This window comes from Pseudomonas sp. ok272 (assembly GCF_900109995.1).
In the GTDB taxonomy this organism is placed as follows: domain Bacteria; phylum Pseudomonadota; class Gammaproteobacteria; order Pseudomonadales; family Pseudomonadaceae; genus Aquipseudomonas.
The window spans coordinates 154,207-168,778 of sequence record NZ_FOCB01000002.1; the positions used below are offsets into that span (position 1 = coordinate 154,207).

Sequence of the window (14,572 nt, forward strand, 5' to 3'; positions counted from 1 at the left end):
CAGATAAAAGGGGCGTCAGTGCGACCCCAAGCTTACCCCTCCGCCAGCTCATCTTGGAACACCATTGGTGTTCTGGCGGTTCAGTGTTCCTGTGTTTTTTCGTTGGTGCTCCATGGCTGAAAGCCTTAGTCTCCTTAGCTTTCAGCGACCCTGACCGCTTTGAATCGAGGTGTCTACGGTGAACGGCTGCTTTTGGCCGACTCTTGCCTGTCATCAGGGGCAGAAAGCGCCCCTTAGCAGAAGCTCACAGGTTCTCTATGAATGACTGGTAGTTGTTTTGTTTGCTCTTCTGCACTTTCAACTGCAGACCAGCACGCTACCCCCTCCAACTACACATATTCAATGCGGTGCCGTCCATTGTTTTTAGCCGCATATAGCTGCTGGTCCACGGCTTTGATGAAGTCTGTAGGCTTTTCCCGCTCACCTGGCACCACCGTGCCCGCTCCTATGCTGAGCGTGACGCGGTGGCCATGTGGCGATAGTGCATGCACGATGGACTGCTTCTGAATCAACCGCTGGCAGCGGTCAGCAACTTTACGCGCTACCTCGGCATCGGCTTCGGGCAGCAGCACGACAAACTCTTCGCCTCCATAGCGAGCCACAAGATCGCGAGGGCCATCCAACGCCAAACTCAGCGTCTGGGCAATCGTTATCAAACATTTGTCGCCTTGAATATGGCCGTATAAGTCGTTGTATTGCTTGAAAAAATCGACGTCAAAAAATAGCAGCGACAGTGGCTGGCGCTCGCGGCGCGCACGTTCCCACTCCAACTCGAAACAGCTATCGAAACGGCGGCGGTTGGCGATATTCGTCAAACCGTCCTTGAACGAAAGCACCTCTAGCTCTTTCTGCAAGCTCAGCAGTTGGTCCTCGGTCTTCTTGCGCTCGCTAATGTCAAACATGAAGCCGATCAGTGCTTCGACCTCGCCCCTGTCATTGCGCACCACGTGCACCACGTCACGAATCCACACATAGCCGTTGTCTTTGGTCAGCGCTCGGTAGTCCGCCTCATGGTCCACACCGGCCTGGGATTGTGTCACGCAGAAATTCACCACATATTCGCGATCTTCTGGATGCATGCGCATCGCCCAGTCTTCCACGCTCACCCAACTTTCAGGGCTCCAGCCCAGCAATGCCTCGATTTGAGGGCCGATATAGGCGAATTTCATCGAGGTCCAATCAATCTTCCAGGGTATCGCCTTGGTCGACTCCAGCAAGGTTCTGTACACCTCACTGTCATTAACAAACTCGCTTACATCGGACATACGCAATAACCCTCATATCCATATCAGTAAGCCACTGTAGCCTGAAGCAGTCAGTCGTGGAAACTTACCGAGCGACGGTTGCTGGCCAATGGCGATCCTTTTCAAAGGGCACTTTCGGTCGAAACCGGTACGTGGAGACAGGCAACAATCGGTGAATAGCAATCGATCCTTACCCCGCCTCCGTGCCGAGCAATGTGCGCAGGTTTATGTAGGTCAGCTCCAGTGCCGGAGGGAGGTGCATAAAAATCCGATGCGGGTTCAGACATCGGATTTTTATGCTTGCGGTAAAAGCCCAGGCATCGCGCCTGAACTGGATGACATTAGCCGCAATAGACTCGCTTTTATCTTAGGCGCTTAGGCCCTGTTGATTTATTGGCCGTAGACCGTATTGCCACGAAACACCGTCTGAACGACTTGGGTGTCGGCGATTTGCTCCGGTTTGCCCTGCTGGACCAGGTCGAACAGGTTTCGGTCGAGGACGATGAAGTCGGCGGACTTGCCCGGTTCAATCGACCCGATGAGTTTTTCCTGGCGCACTGCACGGGCTCCGTTGATGGTGTAGGCATCCAACATCTGTTGCAGCGTAGCGCTCTGCCCGGCGTTGTAGGCAGGTTGGCCCGGGATGGCGCGGGTGATGCCGGCGGCAATGTTCATGAACGGCCTTGGATCACGCGTGTCGACCGGCGCATCGCTGCCCGCCACCAGCACAGCGCCAGCTTTGGCGGTGCTACCGACTGGATAGATGGCTCCCCACGTGTAACTTTTTGGGTTGTAGAGCACGTCGCTGATGTCTTGGCCTTTTTTACTTTGCTCAAGGAATGGCGTGATCAGCATGTCATATTCCGGTTGCTGGTTGATCCATGCGTAGGTGTACGTCAGGAAGGTACCCAGCTTACCGAGGCGTGCTTGATCGTCCGGATGGACCACTTGCAGGTGAGCAATGGTATGCGGAATGTGCCGGTCGCCGTTGCGCTGACGGGCAGCTTCCAGTGCATCGATTGTCACACGAGTGGCACGGTCGCCGATGCTATGGACGTGGATGCTGAAACCATCGGCATCGAGCGCACTGGCGTAGTTTTTGAAGTCTTCAGCACGGTAATTGACGATGCCGTTGTTCTTCGAGTCCTCACTGTTTTTGGTGACCGTGACGAGGCCGGTTTCTTCATTCTGTTTGAGGTGCGGTGTCTGGTAGTTGTGCAGCATGCCTGCATTGGGCGAGAACGGCGGCTTGCTGAAGGGGTCGCCTTCAAGCACACCGTCGGCAAAGATTTTCACTGCATCGGCTTTGATCAGTGGATTGCCGGCGAACGCGGCGCGTACTTCTTGAGCCTTTTTCAGGTGCCCGGCAATGTCTACTTTGCCCTTGTAGTCATCGGCAATGAAGCAGGTGGCAGCCGTTATCCGCATGTTCAGCAAATTCTGCTGTTGCATCTTCACAAATTGTTCGCGGATGAAGTCATTGGAGCAGGCATCCTGGATGCTGGTGATACCGTTTTTCGCCATGACCTGTGCGACTTTGGGCAGGATCGCGCCGTAAACGGCTTCGCCACGTGGCTCGCCCACCTCTTGAGCAAACATGTCGAAGTTGCCGACCGGAATTTTTTCCTTGGCAGCGTCGCGCACTACCCCGCTGTCGAGGCTGACGTAGGGAGCCAACTCGGCGAATACTCCGCCCTTACCCAAGGTTTTTGTGTTGAAGCCAACGGTATTGCCCTGTTCGTCTTGAGCCATGCTCAAGGCTTTAGAGTTGTAAGCGCTGGCGTGGCCGTCTACACCGGAAAGGATGATCGGATGACCGTCGGCAACAGCATCCAGCGTTTGCCGAATGGTTTTATAGGTATCGGTAGGCTCATTGTTCTCATAGGGAACCCACTGATCTATTTTCAGCCAGGCGCCAGGTTCACTGGCATAGCGGGGCAGGCACTCCTTCACTTTCTCGGCGAGCTGACCAAGGTTTACGCTCTTGCCTTCGAGATCGCATGTGTCCAGCGGGACGGTTCCGAGTACGTGAATGTGATTGTCGTGCAGCCCGGGCAGCACCATCTTGCCCTCCAGGTCAACGACGCGGTACCCCTGGTTGATGTATGGCTCTGCACCTTCCCGGTTGCCGGAGTAGACGAACTTGTCATTTGAAACGGCGATAGCGTCTACCTTTCGGCGCTGGGCATCCTGGGTATAAATCTGACCGTTCAGGTACACGATATTGTGATCGTTGCCGATGGCCGGAGCTGATGTCTGACTGCAGCCAGAGAGCGCAGTGAGCAAAGCGAGGGAGGAAAGCGCCAGGTGTTGTTTTGATTTGAGCCGCATAGAGTCTCCAGTTAAATTACAGTAATTACTGTAGTATTGATTTCTACCAGCGTTACTCTGGGGCGTCAATCGCTACGGTTTGACTCCGCCGGACAAGTCGATGTGAAATGCGCACCCATGCTAGAAGGGTTGGGTAGTTGATGATTGAGCAAGACTTAAAAATGCGCCGCGAACCGCGCCAGCAACGCACCCTTGAAATCGTTCAAAAGATCGAGCAGACAACGCTGCAGTTACTCAAGGAGGGCGGTATTACGTTGCTGAATACCAACGTCATTGCCGAGCGTTCTGGCATCGACATCAGTTCGCTCTATCGCTTTTTTCCGAATAAAGAGGCGATTGTGTATCGCCTTGGACAGCAATGGTTGGATGCGATCCGCAGTCGGGAACAAGTGATTTTTGAGGGTGATCTCGGTCTCGTCGAAACGTGGAGCGCGCTGGATGACATGATCGACGTGATCGAACAGGAGTTTTCCGGGTATGGCGCCCTCTGGCAGGCGATGGATGTGATTCCGGCGCTGCATGATCTGGAAGCCAAACATGAGGCCTTACAGCTCGACAATATGCTGGTACTGCTGAGAAAGCACGGTTGCCAGTGGCCGGAGCAGGAACTGACTGAGCTGGTGCGCTACCTGTATCGGACCGGGGACGTTGTTAAGCAAGGGTGTATCGAACAAGGTGATGCGAGCGGACTGATGTGGCGTACGCATCAAAAATGGCAGGCTCGGCTGCTTTTGTCGGCGGTTAACACCCAGAGCGCTGCTGAGTTTGAGCACGCGTTGCTCGTGTGACGACGACCTCACGGCGCCAATCTTCGTAGCAAGGCCTAATGCATCATGTTGTATAGTCGCAGGCCAACCCGCTCCGCGCATTCGGTGATCCATGTCTTACCCCCTCGACGCCATCACTCACACCTACCTGGGCAGCAACGTCTACGCCCAACTGCGTAGCGCGCTGATCACCGGAGGCCTCAAGCCGGATGACCGACTGCGGATCCGTGAGTTGGCGGCCCAATTGGGTACGAGCGTCACCCCCGTGCGCGATGCCATCCTGCAGTTGGCCAAGGAAAAGGCCCTGGTGCTCAAGACCCCGAAGGACATCCGCGTCCCGGTGCTCGACAGTGCGGCCTACCTGGAGATTCGTACCCTGCGCCTGAGCCTCGAGGGCCTCGGCGCCGAAACGGCCGCACGCCTCGCCACCCCGGACGATCTGGCGCGCATCGAAGCCAACATCCAGCTCAACCTGGAAGCCATCAACCGCAACGACCTCCCCGAGGCGCTGCGCCTGAACAGCGAGTTCCACTTCCTGATCGCCGAAGCCGCCCGCATGCCGTTGCTGCGCAGCTACCTCGACAGCCTGTGGATGCGCGCCGGCCCGCTGATCGCCCAGGCCTACGTGCATTTTTCCCTGAGCATGGCCATCGAGCACCATGTCGAGGTGCTCAACGCCCTGCGTCAGCAGGACGCCGCCGCCGCCAAACACGCGATCCAGACTGACATCCTCGATGGCAATCAGATGATGCTGGAGTTCATCGCCGTCAGCCAGGAACCCACCGCCTAAGCAAACTTTCCCCCGTACGGCTATTGACACTCTGCGCGCCTAAAATGATGATGCATCAAACATCAAATCCAACGAGGTGCGTTCGTGAGCGAGAAAAGAAAGCTGCTGTTAACCGGCGCCAGCCGCGGCATCGGCCATGCAACGGTCAAGCATTTCAATGCAGCCGGCTGGGAAGTGTTCACCGCCTCCCGCCAGAACTGGGTGGCCGAGTGCCCCTGGGCTGAGGGTTTGCTCAACCATATCCACCTGGACCTGGAAGACATCGACAGCGTCAGCGCGAGCCTGGCCACCATCAAGGACAAGCTCGGCGGCCGGCTCGATGCCTTGGTGGACAACGCCGGCATCTCGCCCAAGGGCGTCGAGGGCGGCCGGCTTGGCGTCCTGGAAACCGACTACGCCACCTGGCTCAAGGTGTTCAACGTCAACCTGTTCTCCACCGCGCTGTTGGCGCGCGGGCTGTTCGATGAATTGAAGGCGGCCCAGGGCAGCATCATCAACGTCACCTCGATTGCCGGCTCCAAGGTGCACCCGTTCGCGGGGGTCGCCTACGCAACGTCCAAGGCCGCGCTGTCGGCCCTGACCCGGGAAATGGCCTACGATTTCGGCCCCCACGGCGTACGCGTGAATGCCATCGCCCCTGGGGAGATCGACACCGCGATCCTCTCCCCCGGCACGGCCGATATCGTCGAACGCCTGGTGCCGATGAACCGCCTGGGCAAGCCGGAAGAAGTGGCTTCGTTGATCTACTTCCTGTGCACCAGTGGTGCTTCCTACGTCAATGGTGCGGAAATCCACGTCAATGGAGGCCAGCATGTCTGAAGCGGTCATGGACCCCGCGTGCTGCGCCGACTTGATGACGACCGAGGCGCCGAACATCGACAGCCGCACCGCGCTGGACGTTGCCCACCGGGTATACGGCCTTGAGGGCACGCTCAAGCCATTGAATGGCGAGCGCGACACCAACTTCCTGGTGCGCAGCGAGCGCGGCGCCTATGTCCTGAAGTTCATCAACCCCGCCGAAGACCCCAGGGTGATCAGCTTCCAGACCCAGGCCTTGCTGCACATCGAGCGCCACGGCGCCCATCTGCCGGTGCCACGGGTACTGGCCGCGCGTGATGGCGAGGTCGATCCGCTGGTGCAGGTGGCCGGGCAGCCGCTGCGACTGCGCGCCGTCAGTTACCTCGACGGCATCTCGCAAAACCTTGGCCAGCCCAGCGTGGCCTTGATGCGCGAACTGGGCACGTCGCTGGCCGAGGTCGACCTGGCCCTCAAGGATTTCCGCCATCCGGCCGCCCACCGCAACCTGCTGTGGGATGTCGGCCACGCCGAGCGGGTCAGGCCGTATCTCGACTGCCTGGAGCCCGATCAATTGCCGTTGGTCTCGACGCTCTTGGACCGCTTCGAGACCTACGTCAAACCGCGCCTGGGCACGCTGCGCGCGCAGGTGATTCATAACGACCTCAACCCCCACAACGTGATGCTCGACGGTGAAACCGGCAGCCGCGTCGCGGCGATCATCGACTTCGGCGACGCCCTGCATGCGCCGCTGATCAACGAGCTGGGCACGGCGCTGTCCTACCAATTCGATGCCGACGCCAGCGACCCGCTGTGGCAGATCAAGGCCTTCGTCGCCGCCTACCACGCCAAAATCCCGTTGCTGGCCGAGGAGCTGGAGGTGTTGGGCGACCTGATCGCCCTGCGCATGGCCATGGCCATCACCATCGCCCAATGGCGCGCCAGCCTGTACCCGGAAAACCGTGCTTATGTGCTGCGCAACCTGCCCAGCAGTTGGCGCAACCTGCAATGCCTCGCCACCCTGCCCGCCGGGCTGCTGACCCAGAGCCTGATCAACGCCTGCACCCAGGAGGTCGCATGACGTCGCCCACTGCCACGCCACTGCTCGCCCGTCGCCAAGCAGCGCTCGGCGCCAGTTATCGACTGTTCTACGAGGAACCGTTTGCCCCGGTGCGCGGCGAAGGCGTCTGGCTGTACGACCAGGACAACACGCCGTACCTGGATGCCTACAACAACGTGGCCTCCATCGGCCACTGCCACCCCGCCGTGGTCCGCGCCATCGCCGAGCAGAGCGCCCAACTCAACACCCACACGCGCTACCTGCACCCGTCCATCGTCGACTACGCCGAGGACCTGCTCAGCGAGTTCCCGGCCCAGCTCGACAACCTGACCATGACCTGCACCGGCAGTGAAGCCAACGACCTGGCGCTGCGCATCGCCCGCTGCCACAGCGGCGGCACCGGCATCATCGTCACCCGCTGGGCCTATCACGGCGTGACCAGCGCCCTGGCCGAGGTGTCGCCGTCGCTGGCCACCGGCCTGCCCACCGCCCGCCATGTGCGTCTGGTGGACGCGCCGGACACCTACCGCACCACGACCGATTTCGTCGCCAGCGTGAAGGCCGCGCTGGCCGACCTGCAGGCCCACGGCATCAAGCCGGCGGCGCTGTTGCTGGACAGCATTTTCTCCAGCGACGGCGTGTTCAGCCCACGCAACGGCGAGATGGCCGCCGCCGTGCAATGCGTGCGCGACGCCGGCGGCCTGTACATCGCCGACGAGGTGCAACCGGGCTTCGGCCGCACCGGCGGGCATCGCTGGGGCTTCGAGCGCTACGGGGTGATCCCGGACCTGGTCACCCTCGGCAAGCCCATGGGCAATGGCCACCCGGTGGCCGGCGTGGTCGGGCGCTCGGCCCTGTTCGATCAGTTCGGTCGCCAGCAGCGCTACTTCAACACCTACGGCGGCAATCCGGTGTCGTGCAGCGCGGCGCAGGCGGTGCTGCGGGTGCTGCGCGAGGAAGACCTGCAAGCCAATGCCCGGGACGTCGGCGCCTACTTGCGCCAGGGCCTGCTGCAACTGGCCGAGCGCTACGAGGTGATTGGCGATGTGCGCGGCGCCGGCCTGTTCATCGGCGTCGAGTTGGTGCACGACCGCGATGCCCAGACCCCGGCAACCGCCACGGCCGCCGCGGTGGTCAACGGCATGCGCCGGCGCCAGGTGCTGATCAGCGCCACCGGCCCCAACGCCAACATCCTCAAAATCCGCCCGCCCCTAGTGTTTGCCCGCGAACACGCGGACCTGTTGCTTGAACGCCTGGATGCCACCTTGCGCGAGCTGCGTTGAAGGGCTGAGTGGGCGCCAGGCCGGGGCATCCCGGCTGCGGCGCCGTTCAGGTCCCTGATCCAGGGCACACGACACGCACCAGCACCACGCGAGTGCAGGGCCCGGATCGCTTTCACCCGAGTCAACCTGGAACACCCCGCCTGCAGTCCGCTGGCACAGATTCTGCTTAATACAAAACATGATGCATCATATTTTAATAATTAAGCTGTACGTGGAGGGTTTGAGATGACCAGTAACAACGCAAGCGCCTTCGTCCGCTTCAAAGGCGTGGAAAAAAGTTACGACGGTTTGAAAACAGTGGTCAAAAAGCTCGACCTGGATGTCGCCCAGGGTGAGTTCCTGACCCTGCTCGGGCCGTCCGGCTCCGGCAAGACCACCAGCCTGATGATGCTGGCTGGCTTCGAGACACCGACCCAAGGGCAGATCTTCCTCGAAGGCCAGGCCATTGAAAGCGTGCCCGCCCACCGTCGAGGCATCGGCATGGTGTTCCAGAACTACGCGTTGTTCCCCCACATGAACGTCGCCGAGAACATGGCGTTCCCCCTGCAGGTGCGAGGCATGAAACGCCACGACATCGAAACCAAGGTCAAGAAAGCCCTGGCCATGGTGCGCCTGGGCGATCTCGCCAACCGTTACCCCGCGCAACTCTCGGGTGGCCAGCAGCAACGCATCGCCCTCGCCCGGGCGTTGGTGTTCGAGCCCACGCTGGTGCTGATGGATGAACCCTTGGGCGCGCTGGACAAACAGCTGCGCGAACAGATGCAACTGGAGATCCGCCGCCTGCACCGCGAGTTGGGGCTGACCGTGGTGTTCGTCACCCACGACCAGGCCGAAGCGCTGACCTTGTCCGACCGGGTGGCGATCTTCAACGACGGGGTGATCCAGCAGGTCGACACCCCGCAAGCGCTGTATGAGCGCCCGGCCAACCGCTTTGTCGCCACGTTCATGGGCGATACCAACGTCTTGCCCGGCGTGCTCGATACCCTCGGCAGCGAAGGCTGCCAGGTCCGACTCGACCAGGGCACGCACCTGGCTGCGCGCCTCACTCCGGGCCTGGCCAAGGGCAGTCGCACGTCGCTGTCGATTCGCTCCGAACGGGTGATCCTCGACGGCGACACCCGCTACGACAGCCGTCTGAGCGGGCGTATCGAAGAATGCCTGTACCTGGGCGACCACGTGCGCGTGCGCCTGAACGTTGCCGGTAACGACGACTTCAACGTCAAGGTGCCCATCGCCCAGATGCAACCGCACTGGCGCGAGGGCCTGAACCTGCCCGTGTGTTGGCACAGCAGCGACGCCTCGGCGCTGGATGCCATGCCTGCTTGACCCCTTCCCCCCCTAGTTGATGACATCAGGAAACTTGCCATGCTCAAGCGTATTGCTGCACTGACTGTTCTGGCTGCCTTCGGTGGCCAGGTAAATGCCGAATCGTTGACCGTCGTGTCCTTTGGTGGCCTGAACAAGGACGCCCAGGACAAAGCCTTCTACCAGCCCTTCGCCGCCACCGGCAAAGGCACGGTGCAGGCCGGGGAATACAACGGCGAGATGGCCAAGATCCGCGCCATGGTGCAAACCCGCCAGGTCAGTTGGGACGTGGTCGAAGTCGAAAGCCCCGACCTGATCCGTGGCTGTGCCGAAGGCCTGTTCGAACCGCTGGACTGGAGCACGCTGGGCGATGCCAGCAAGTTCGTCAACGGCGCCGTCAGCGAGTGCGGCGCGGGGATTTTCATCTGGTCCACGACCCTGACCTACGACAGCGCCAAGCTCAAGACCGCCCCCACCGGCTGGGCGTCCTTCTGGGACACCAAGACCTTCCCCGGCAAGCGCGGCCTGCGCAAGAGCGCCAAGTTCACCCTGGAAGTCGCCTTGCTCGCGGACGGCGTGAAACCCGCCGAGCTGTATGAGGTGCTCGGCACCCCCGAGGGCGTGGACCGGGCCTTCAAGAAGCTCGACCAGATCAAGTCCGACATCCAGTGGTGGGAAGCCGGGGCGCAGCCGTTGCAATGGCTGGTGGCGGGTGATGTGGTCATGACCACGGCCTACAACGGCCGGGTCTCGGCGGCCCAGAGCGAAGGCCATGCCTTCAAGATCGTCTGGAACCAGAGCCTGTATGACATCGACAGTTGGGCCATCGTCAAGGGCTCGCCGCACAAGGCCCTGGGCGAGCAGTTCATTGCGTTCGCCAACGAGGCGAAGAACCAGAAGGTCTTCGCCGAGAACATCCCCTATGGCCCGACCAACAAAGACACCCTGCCCCTGATCAACGCCACGACCCGCGAGCAACTGCCCACCGCACCGGCCAACCTGGAGAGCGCGTTGCAGGTAGACACCAACTTCTGGATCGACCACGGCGAAGAACTGGAACAACGCTTCAACGCCTGGGCGGCACGCTGATCGAGCGAGTGCCCGTCGTTGCCCAGATCAGTTAAGCACGACGCAAACCCTGTGGGAGCGGGCTTGCCCGCGAAGGCGCAAGCACGGTCAACATCAATGTTGAATGTTCCGGCCTCTTCGCGGGCAAGCCCGCTCCCACAGGAATCGTGTGTAGCTGATATCCCGGGTCCACGTTGATGCAAGGAGAACCCTACATGAGCCAAGTGTTACCCCTCGAATCGGCGCCACCTGCCCCGCCGGTGCAACGATTACAGCGGCAACTGCACGCATCACGACGTCTCTACACCCGACGCTCAATGCTGCTGGTCCTGCCGCTGCTGGCGCTGTTGGTGGTGGGGTTCCTGACCCCCATCGGCTCGCTGCTGACCAAGAGCGTGGAGAACCCGGAAGTGGCCGAGGCCCTGCCCAAGACGCTGGCGCTGCTGGCAAGCTGGGATGGCCAGGCGCTGCCCGGTGAGTCAACGTTCCAGGCCCTGGGCGAAGATCTGCGCACCGCGCGCGGTAACGGCCAGTTGTTCGCCTTCAACCGCCGGCTGGGCTACGAAAGCGCCCAGCTGCGCAGCCTGTCCACCGCGGTGCTGAGCCGGCTGCCGGCCAATGGCGAGCAGGTGCGTGAAACCTTGCTCAAGGGCGTGCCGGCCCTGGCCGATGTCACCACCTGGCGCACCCTCAAGCACCTGGGTCAGCCTTACACCAGTTTCTATTGGCTGGCGGCATTCGACCTCAAGCTGGACGCCGGGCAGATCAGTGCCGTGGCGCCGGACAAGGCGCTGTACCTGGACGTGCTCAAGCGCTCGCTGTCGATTGCCGCGCTGGTGACCCTGCTCTGCGTGCTGCTGGGCTATCCGCTGGCCTACTGGCTGTCGCGCCAACCGGCCAAGCGCGCCAACCTGCTGTTGATCCTGGTGTTGCTGCCGTTCTGGACGTCACTGATCGTGCGGACCGCCAGCTGGATCGTCCTACTGCAATCGGGTGGCCTGATCAACAACAGCCTGATTGGCCTGGGCATCCTTGAGAACCCGCTGCAACTGGTGTTCAACCGCACCGGGGTGCTGATCTCCATGACCCACATCCTGCTGCCGTTCCTGATCCTGCCGCTGTACGCGGTGATGAAGGGGATCGACTCACGCTACGAGCGCGCTGCCATCTCCCTCGGCGCGCACCCGTTCACCGCGTTTCGCCGGGTGTACCTGCCGCAGACCTATGCCGGCGTCACGGCCGGCGCCTTGCTGGTGTTCATCATGGCCATCGGTTACTACATCACCCCGGCCCTGCTGGGCGGCCCGGGCGACCAGATGATCAGCTACTTCGTCGCGTACTACACCAACACCGTCATCAACTGGGGCATGGCCACCGCCCTGGGCAGCCAACTGCTGATCATCGTGCTGTTGCTGTACTGGGTGTACGCCAAGATCTCGCGACCCGCCAACTCGCCAGCCTGAGGAGCCTGCCATGAAGCACGTCGAACCCTTTGAAATCCGCCTGCTGCGCCCGCTGCTCAGCGGCTACAGCCTGGCCCTGCTGATGTTCCTGATCATTCCCATCCTGGTGATCGTGCCGCTGTCCTTCAACGAAGGCTCGTTTCTCAGCTATCCACTGAGCGGCCTGTCCCTGCGCTGGTACCGGGACTTCTTCAACTCCAGCGACTGGATGCCGGCGCTGCTCAACAGCCTGAAGATCGCCCCGGCCGCGACCTTGCTGGCCACCGTCCTCGGCACCCTGGCAGCCGTGGGATTGTCGCGGGGTGAGTTCCGCGGCAAGGGGCTGATCATGGCGATCATGATCTCGCCCATGGTCGCGCCGGTGGTGATCGTTGCTGTCGGGCTGTATTTCTTCTTCGCCAGTTGGGGCCTGCTCAACACCTACCTGGGGCTGGTGATTGCCCACGCCGTGCTGGGCGTGCCGTTCGTGGTGATCACGGTCAACGCGACACTCCAGGGCTACGACCGCAACTACACCCGCGCGGCCGCCAGCCTGGGCGCGACGCCGTGGTATGGCTTCCGGCGCGTGACCCTGCCACTAATCGCACCGGGGGTGCTGAGCGGTGCGCTGTTCGCCTTCGCCACCTCGTTCGATGAAGTGGTGGTGACGCTGTTCCTGGCCAGCCCTTCGCAACGCACCTTGCCGATGCAGATGTTTGCCGGCATCAAGGAGAACCTCAACCCGACCATCGCGGCCGCCGCCACCATCATGGTGCTCAGTGCCTTGCTGTTGCTGCTGGCGATGGAAGCCTTGCGCCGGCGCAATGAGCGGATTCGCGGGGCGGCCATGGGTGGGGGTTGAGCGTCGAGTCTGTTGTGTGGGTGCGGGCCGTTTCGCGAGCAGGCTCGCTCCCACAAGGATCGGTGCCATCCATCAGCCCAATGTGGTGTTTTCGCGAGCAGGCTCGCTCCCACAGGGATCGGTGCCATCCATCAGCCCAATGTGGGAGTGAGCCTGCTCACGAAGGCCACGATGCGGTTTCAAGCACCCCACTTACCATCAACGACATTGATAGCAGCCTAACGAAACCCGCAGGCTAGAGGGCTCGCCTGGCGGTTATATCAATCCGGATGATAGTTACCTTCGCCCCATTCGATTCGTGACGCAGACACCCGCCGAGCATCATCCGCCCATCTCAATACATTGGCGGATACCCTTTCCATGGAACAGTCACTCAAACATTTGCGCTTGCCCCTGGCCGCCCTGGCCTTGCTGGTGATGAGCGCCTGCGGCAAGACCCCGGAATCTGCCGCCACCCCACCCGCGACCAAAGTCAGCGTGGCCCAGGTCCTGGAACAACCGGTCAACGAGTGGGACGAATTCACCGGCCGCCTCGAAGCCCCGGAAACCGTCGAGATCCGCCCTCGCGTGTCCGGGCAGATCGATGACGTCGCGTTCACCGAAGGCGCCCTGGTGAAAAAGGGCGACTTGCTGTTCCAGATCGATCCGCGCCCGTTCCAGGCGCAAGTGCGCCGCCTCGAAGCCCTGGTTGCCCAAGGCCGCGCCAATGCCAACCGCAGCGAAAACGAAGCCCAGCGCGGCGAACGCCTGCGCTCCAGCAACGCGATCTCGGCGGAACTGGCCGACTCGCGCACCAGCGCCGCCCAGGAAGCACGGGCCGCGGTTGGCGCGGTGCAGGCGCAACTGGACCTGGCTAAGCTCAACCTGAGCTTCACCCGCGTCACCGCCCCCATCAGTGGCCGCGTCAGTCGTGCCGAGATCACCGCCGGCAACCTGGTAACCGCCGATGTCACCCCGCTGACCAGCGTGGTCTCCACCGACAAGGTCTACGCCTACTTCGACGCCGATGAGCGCGTGTACCTCAAGTACACCCAGCTCGCCCGCCAAGGGCAACGCGGGCAAACCACCCCGGTGTACCTGGGCCTGTCCAATGAAGACGGCAACCCGCACCTGGGCCAGATGAACTTCGTCGACAACCAGGTCAACCCCAAGACCGGCACCATTCGCGGGCGCGCGGTGTTCGACAACAGCAAGGGTGAATACACCCCCGGGCTCTATGCTCGCCTCAAGCTGGTGGGCAGCGGCACCTACTCGGCGGTGTTGATCACCGACGAAGCGGTGGGCACTGACCTGGGCAAGAAGTTCGTGCTGGTGATGGATGCCGACCACAAGACCGCGTACCGCGCCGTCGAACTGGGCCCCAAGATCGAAGGCCTGCGCATCGTGCGCAGCGGCCTGAACAAGGACGACACCGTCATCGTCAAGGGTCTGCAACGGGTACGCCCAGGCTCGCCCGTGGCCCCGGAAACGGTGCCGATGGCCAGCCAGGAAACCCTCGCTGCCCTCGCTCAACAACGCCAGGCGCTTGAAGCCAGCAACCTGCCCCAAGTTGCGCCTGCCAAGGTTGCGCCGGGGTCGGCCGCCAAGCTCGCCGCTGTGACTCCACGCGGTTAAGGGACGACACT

At 61.6% G+C, this 14,572-nt stretch carries 12 protein-coding genes; 10 read left to right on the forward strand and 2 right to left on the reverse strand.

The genetic code is table 11. The features are described 5' to 3' along the window. Positions 1–329 precede the first annotated feature (329 nt). Both BMW74_RS03570 and BMW74_RS03575 read right to left on the reverse strand, forming a co-directional pair. Positions 330–1,265 (reverse strand): sensor domain-containing diguanylate cyclase, encoded by a 936-nt coding sequence (locus BMW74_RS03570; protein WP_093413769.1) that lies wholly within the window; start codon positions 1,263–1,265, stop codon positions 330–332. Between the two features lie 369 nt (positions 1,266–1,634). Continuing rightward, positions 1,635–3,575 carry an amidohydrolase gene (locus tag BMW74_RS03575; protein ID WP_093413773.1) on the reverse strand — a complete coding sequence of 647 codons (1,941 nt, stop codon included), beginning with the start codon at positions 3,573–3,575 and terminating at the stop codon, positions 1,635–1,637. A 140-nt stretch (positions 3,576–3,715) separates the two neighbouring features. Between BMW74_RS03575 and BMW74_RS03580 the strand changes: the two genes are divergently transcribed. The 10 genes from BMW74_RS03580 (at position 3,716) to mexE (ending at position 14,561) form a co-directional block, all read left to right on the forward strand. Next, positions 3,716–4,363 (forward strand): TetR/AcrR family transcriptional regulator, encoded by a 648-nt coding sequence (locus BMW74_RS03580; protein ID WP_093413776.1) that lies wholly within the window; start codon positions 3,716–3,718, stop codon positions 4,361–4,363. 91 nt (positions 4,364–4,454) lie between these two features. After that, entirely contained in the window at positions 4,455–5,132 is a 678-nt protein-coding gene (locus tag BMW74_RS03585; protein WP_093413779.1) for a GntR family transcriptional regulator, read from the forward strand. Positions 5,133–5,216: 84 nt separating this feature from the next. Beyond that, positions 5,217–5,951, forward strand: coding sequence for an SDR family NAD(P)-dependent oxidoreductase (locus tag BMW74_RS03590; RefSeq protein ID WP_093413782.1), 735 nt, complete (start codon positions 5,217–5,219; stop codon positions 5,949–5,951). Continuing rightward, positions 5,944–7,008 (forward strand): phosphotransferase, encoded by a 1,065-nt coding sequence (locus tag BMW74_RS03595; protein ID WP_256562517.1) that lies wholly within the window; start codon positions 5,944–5,946, stop codon positions 7,006–7,008. Before BMW74_RS03590 ends, BMW74_RS03595 begins: the two co-directional genes overlap by 8 nt. Continuing rightward, on the forward strand, positions 7,005–8,270 hold the full coding sequence (locus BMW74_RS03600) for an aspartate aminotransferase family protein (protein WP_093413789.1): 1,266 nt from the start codon (positions 7,005–7,007) through the stop codon (positions 8,268–8,270). Before BMW74_RS03595 ends, BMW74_RS03600 begins: the two co-directional genes overlap by 4 nt. Positions 8,271–8,495: 225 nt before the next feature. After that, complete coding sequence (locus BMW74_RS03605) at positions 8,496–9,596, forward strand: ABC transporter ATP-binding protein (protein ID WP_093413792.1); 1,101 nt, start codon at positions 8,496–8,498, stop codon at positions 9,594–9,596. Between the two features lie 39 nt (positions 9,597–9,635). Next, positions 9,636–10,664 carry an ABC transporter substrate-binding protein gene (locus BMW74_RS03610; RefSeq protein WP_093413794.1) on the forward strand — a complete coding sequence of 343 codons (1,029 nt, stop codon included), beginning with the start codon at positions 9,636–9,638 and terminating at the stop codon, positions 10,662–10,664. Between the two features lie 194 nt (positions 10,665–10,858). After that, on the forward strand, positions 10,859–12,106 hold the full coding sequence (locus tag BMW74_RS03615) for an ABC transporter permease (RefSeq protein ID WP_093413796.1): 1,248 nt from the start codon (positions 10,859–10,861) through the stop codon (positions 12,104–12,106). Between the two features lie 10 nt (positions 12,107–12,116). After that, entirely contained in the window at positions 12,117–12,947 is an 831-nt protein-coding gene (locus BMW74_RS03620; protein ID WP_093413798.1) for an ABC transporter permease, read from the forward strand. Positions 12,948–13,307: 360 nt separating this feature from the next. Beyond that, complete coding sequence (gene mexE / locus BMW74_RS03625; RefSeq protein ID WP_093413800.1) at positions 13,308–14,561, forward strand: multidrug efflux RND transporter periplasmic adaptor subunit MexE; 1,254 nt, start codon at positions 13,308–13,310, stop codon at positions 14,559–14,561. The last annotated feature ends 11 nt before the right edge of the window (positions 14,562–14,572 follow it).

Excerpts from the sequence above, each read along its gene's own strand:
- BMW74_RS03570 (WP_093413769.1), bottom strand. The coding sequence starts at position 1,265 with ATGTCCGATGTAAGCGAGTTTGTTAATGACAGTGAGGTGTACAGAACC.
- BMW74_RS03575 (WP_093413773.1), bottom strand. The coding sequence starts at position 3,575 with ATGCGGCTCAAATCAAAACAACACCTGGCGCTTTCCTCCCTCGCTTTG.
- BMW74_RS03580 (WP_093413776.1), top strand. The coding sequence starts at position 3,716 with ATGATTGAGCAAGACTTAAAAATGCGCCGCGAACCGCGCCAGCAACGC.
- BMW74_RS03585 (WP_093413779.1), top strand. The coding sequence starts at position 4,455 with ATGTCTTACCCCCTCGACGCCATCACTCACACCTACCTGGGCAGCAAC.
- BMW74_RS03595 (WP_256562517.1), top strand. The coding sequence starts at position 5,944 with ATGTCTGAAGCGGTCATGGACCCCGCGTGCTGCGCCGACTTGATGACG.
- BMW74_RS03600 (WP_093413789.1), top strand. The coding sequence starts at position 7,005 with ATGACGTCGCCCACTGCCACGCCACTGCTCGCCCGTCGCCAAGCAGCG.
- BMW74_RS03605 (WP_093413792.1), top strand. The coding sequence starts at position 8,496 with ATGACCAGTAACAACGCAAGCGCCTTCGTCCGCTTCAAAGGCGTGGAA.
- BMW74_RS03610 (WP_093413794.1), top strand. The coding sequence starts at position 9,636 with ATGCTCAAGCGTATTGCTGCACTGACTGTTCTGGCTGCCTTCGGTGGC.
- BMW74_RS03615 (WP_093413796.1), top strand. The coding sequence starts at position 10,859 with ATGAGCCAAGTGTTACCCCTCGAATCGGCGCCACCTGCCCCGCCGGTG.
- BMW74_RS03620 (WP_093413798.1), top strand. The coding sequence starts at position 12,117 with ATGAAGCACGTCGAACCCTTTGAAATCCGCCTGCTGCGCCCGCTGCTC.
- mexE (WP_093413800.1), top strand. The coding sequence starts at position 13,308 with ATGGAACAGTCACTCAAACATTTGCGCTTGCCCCTGGCCGCCCTGGCC.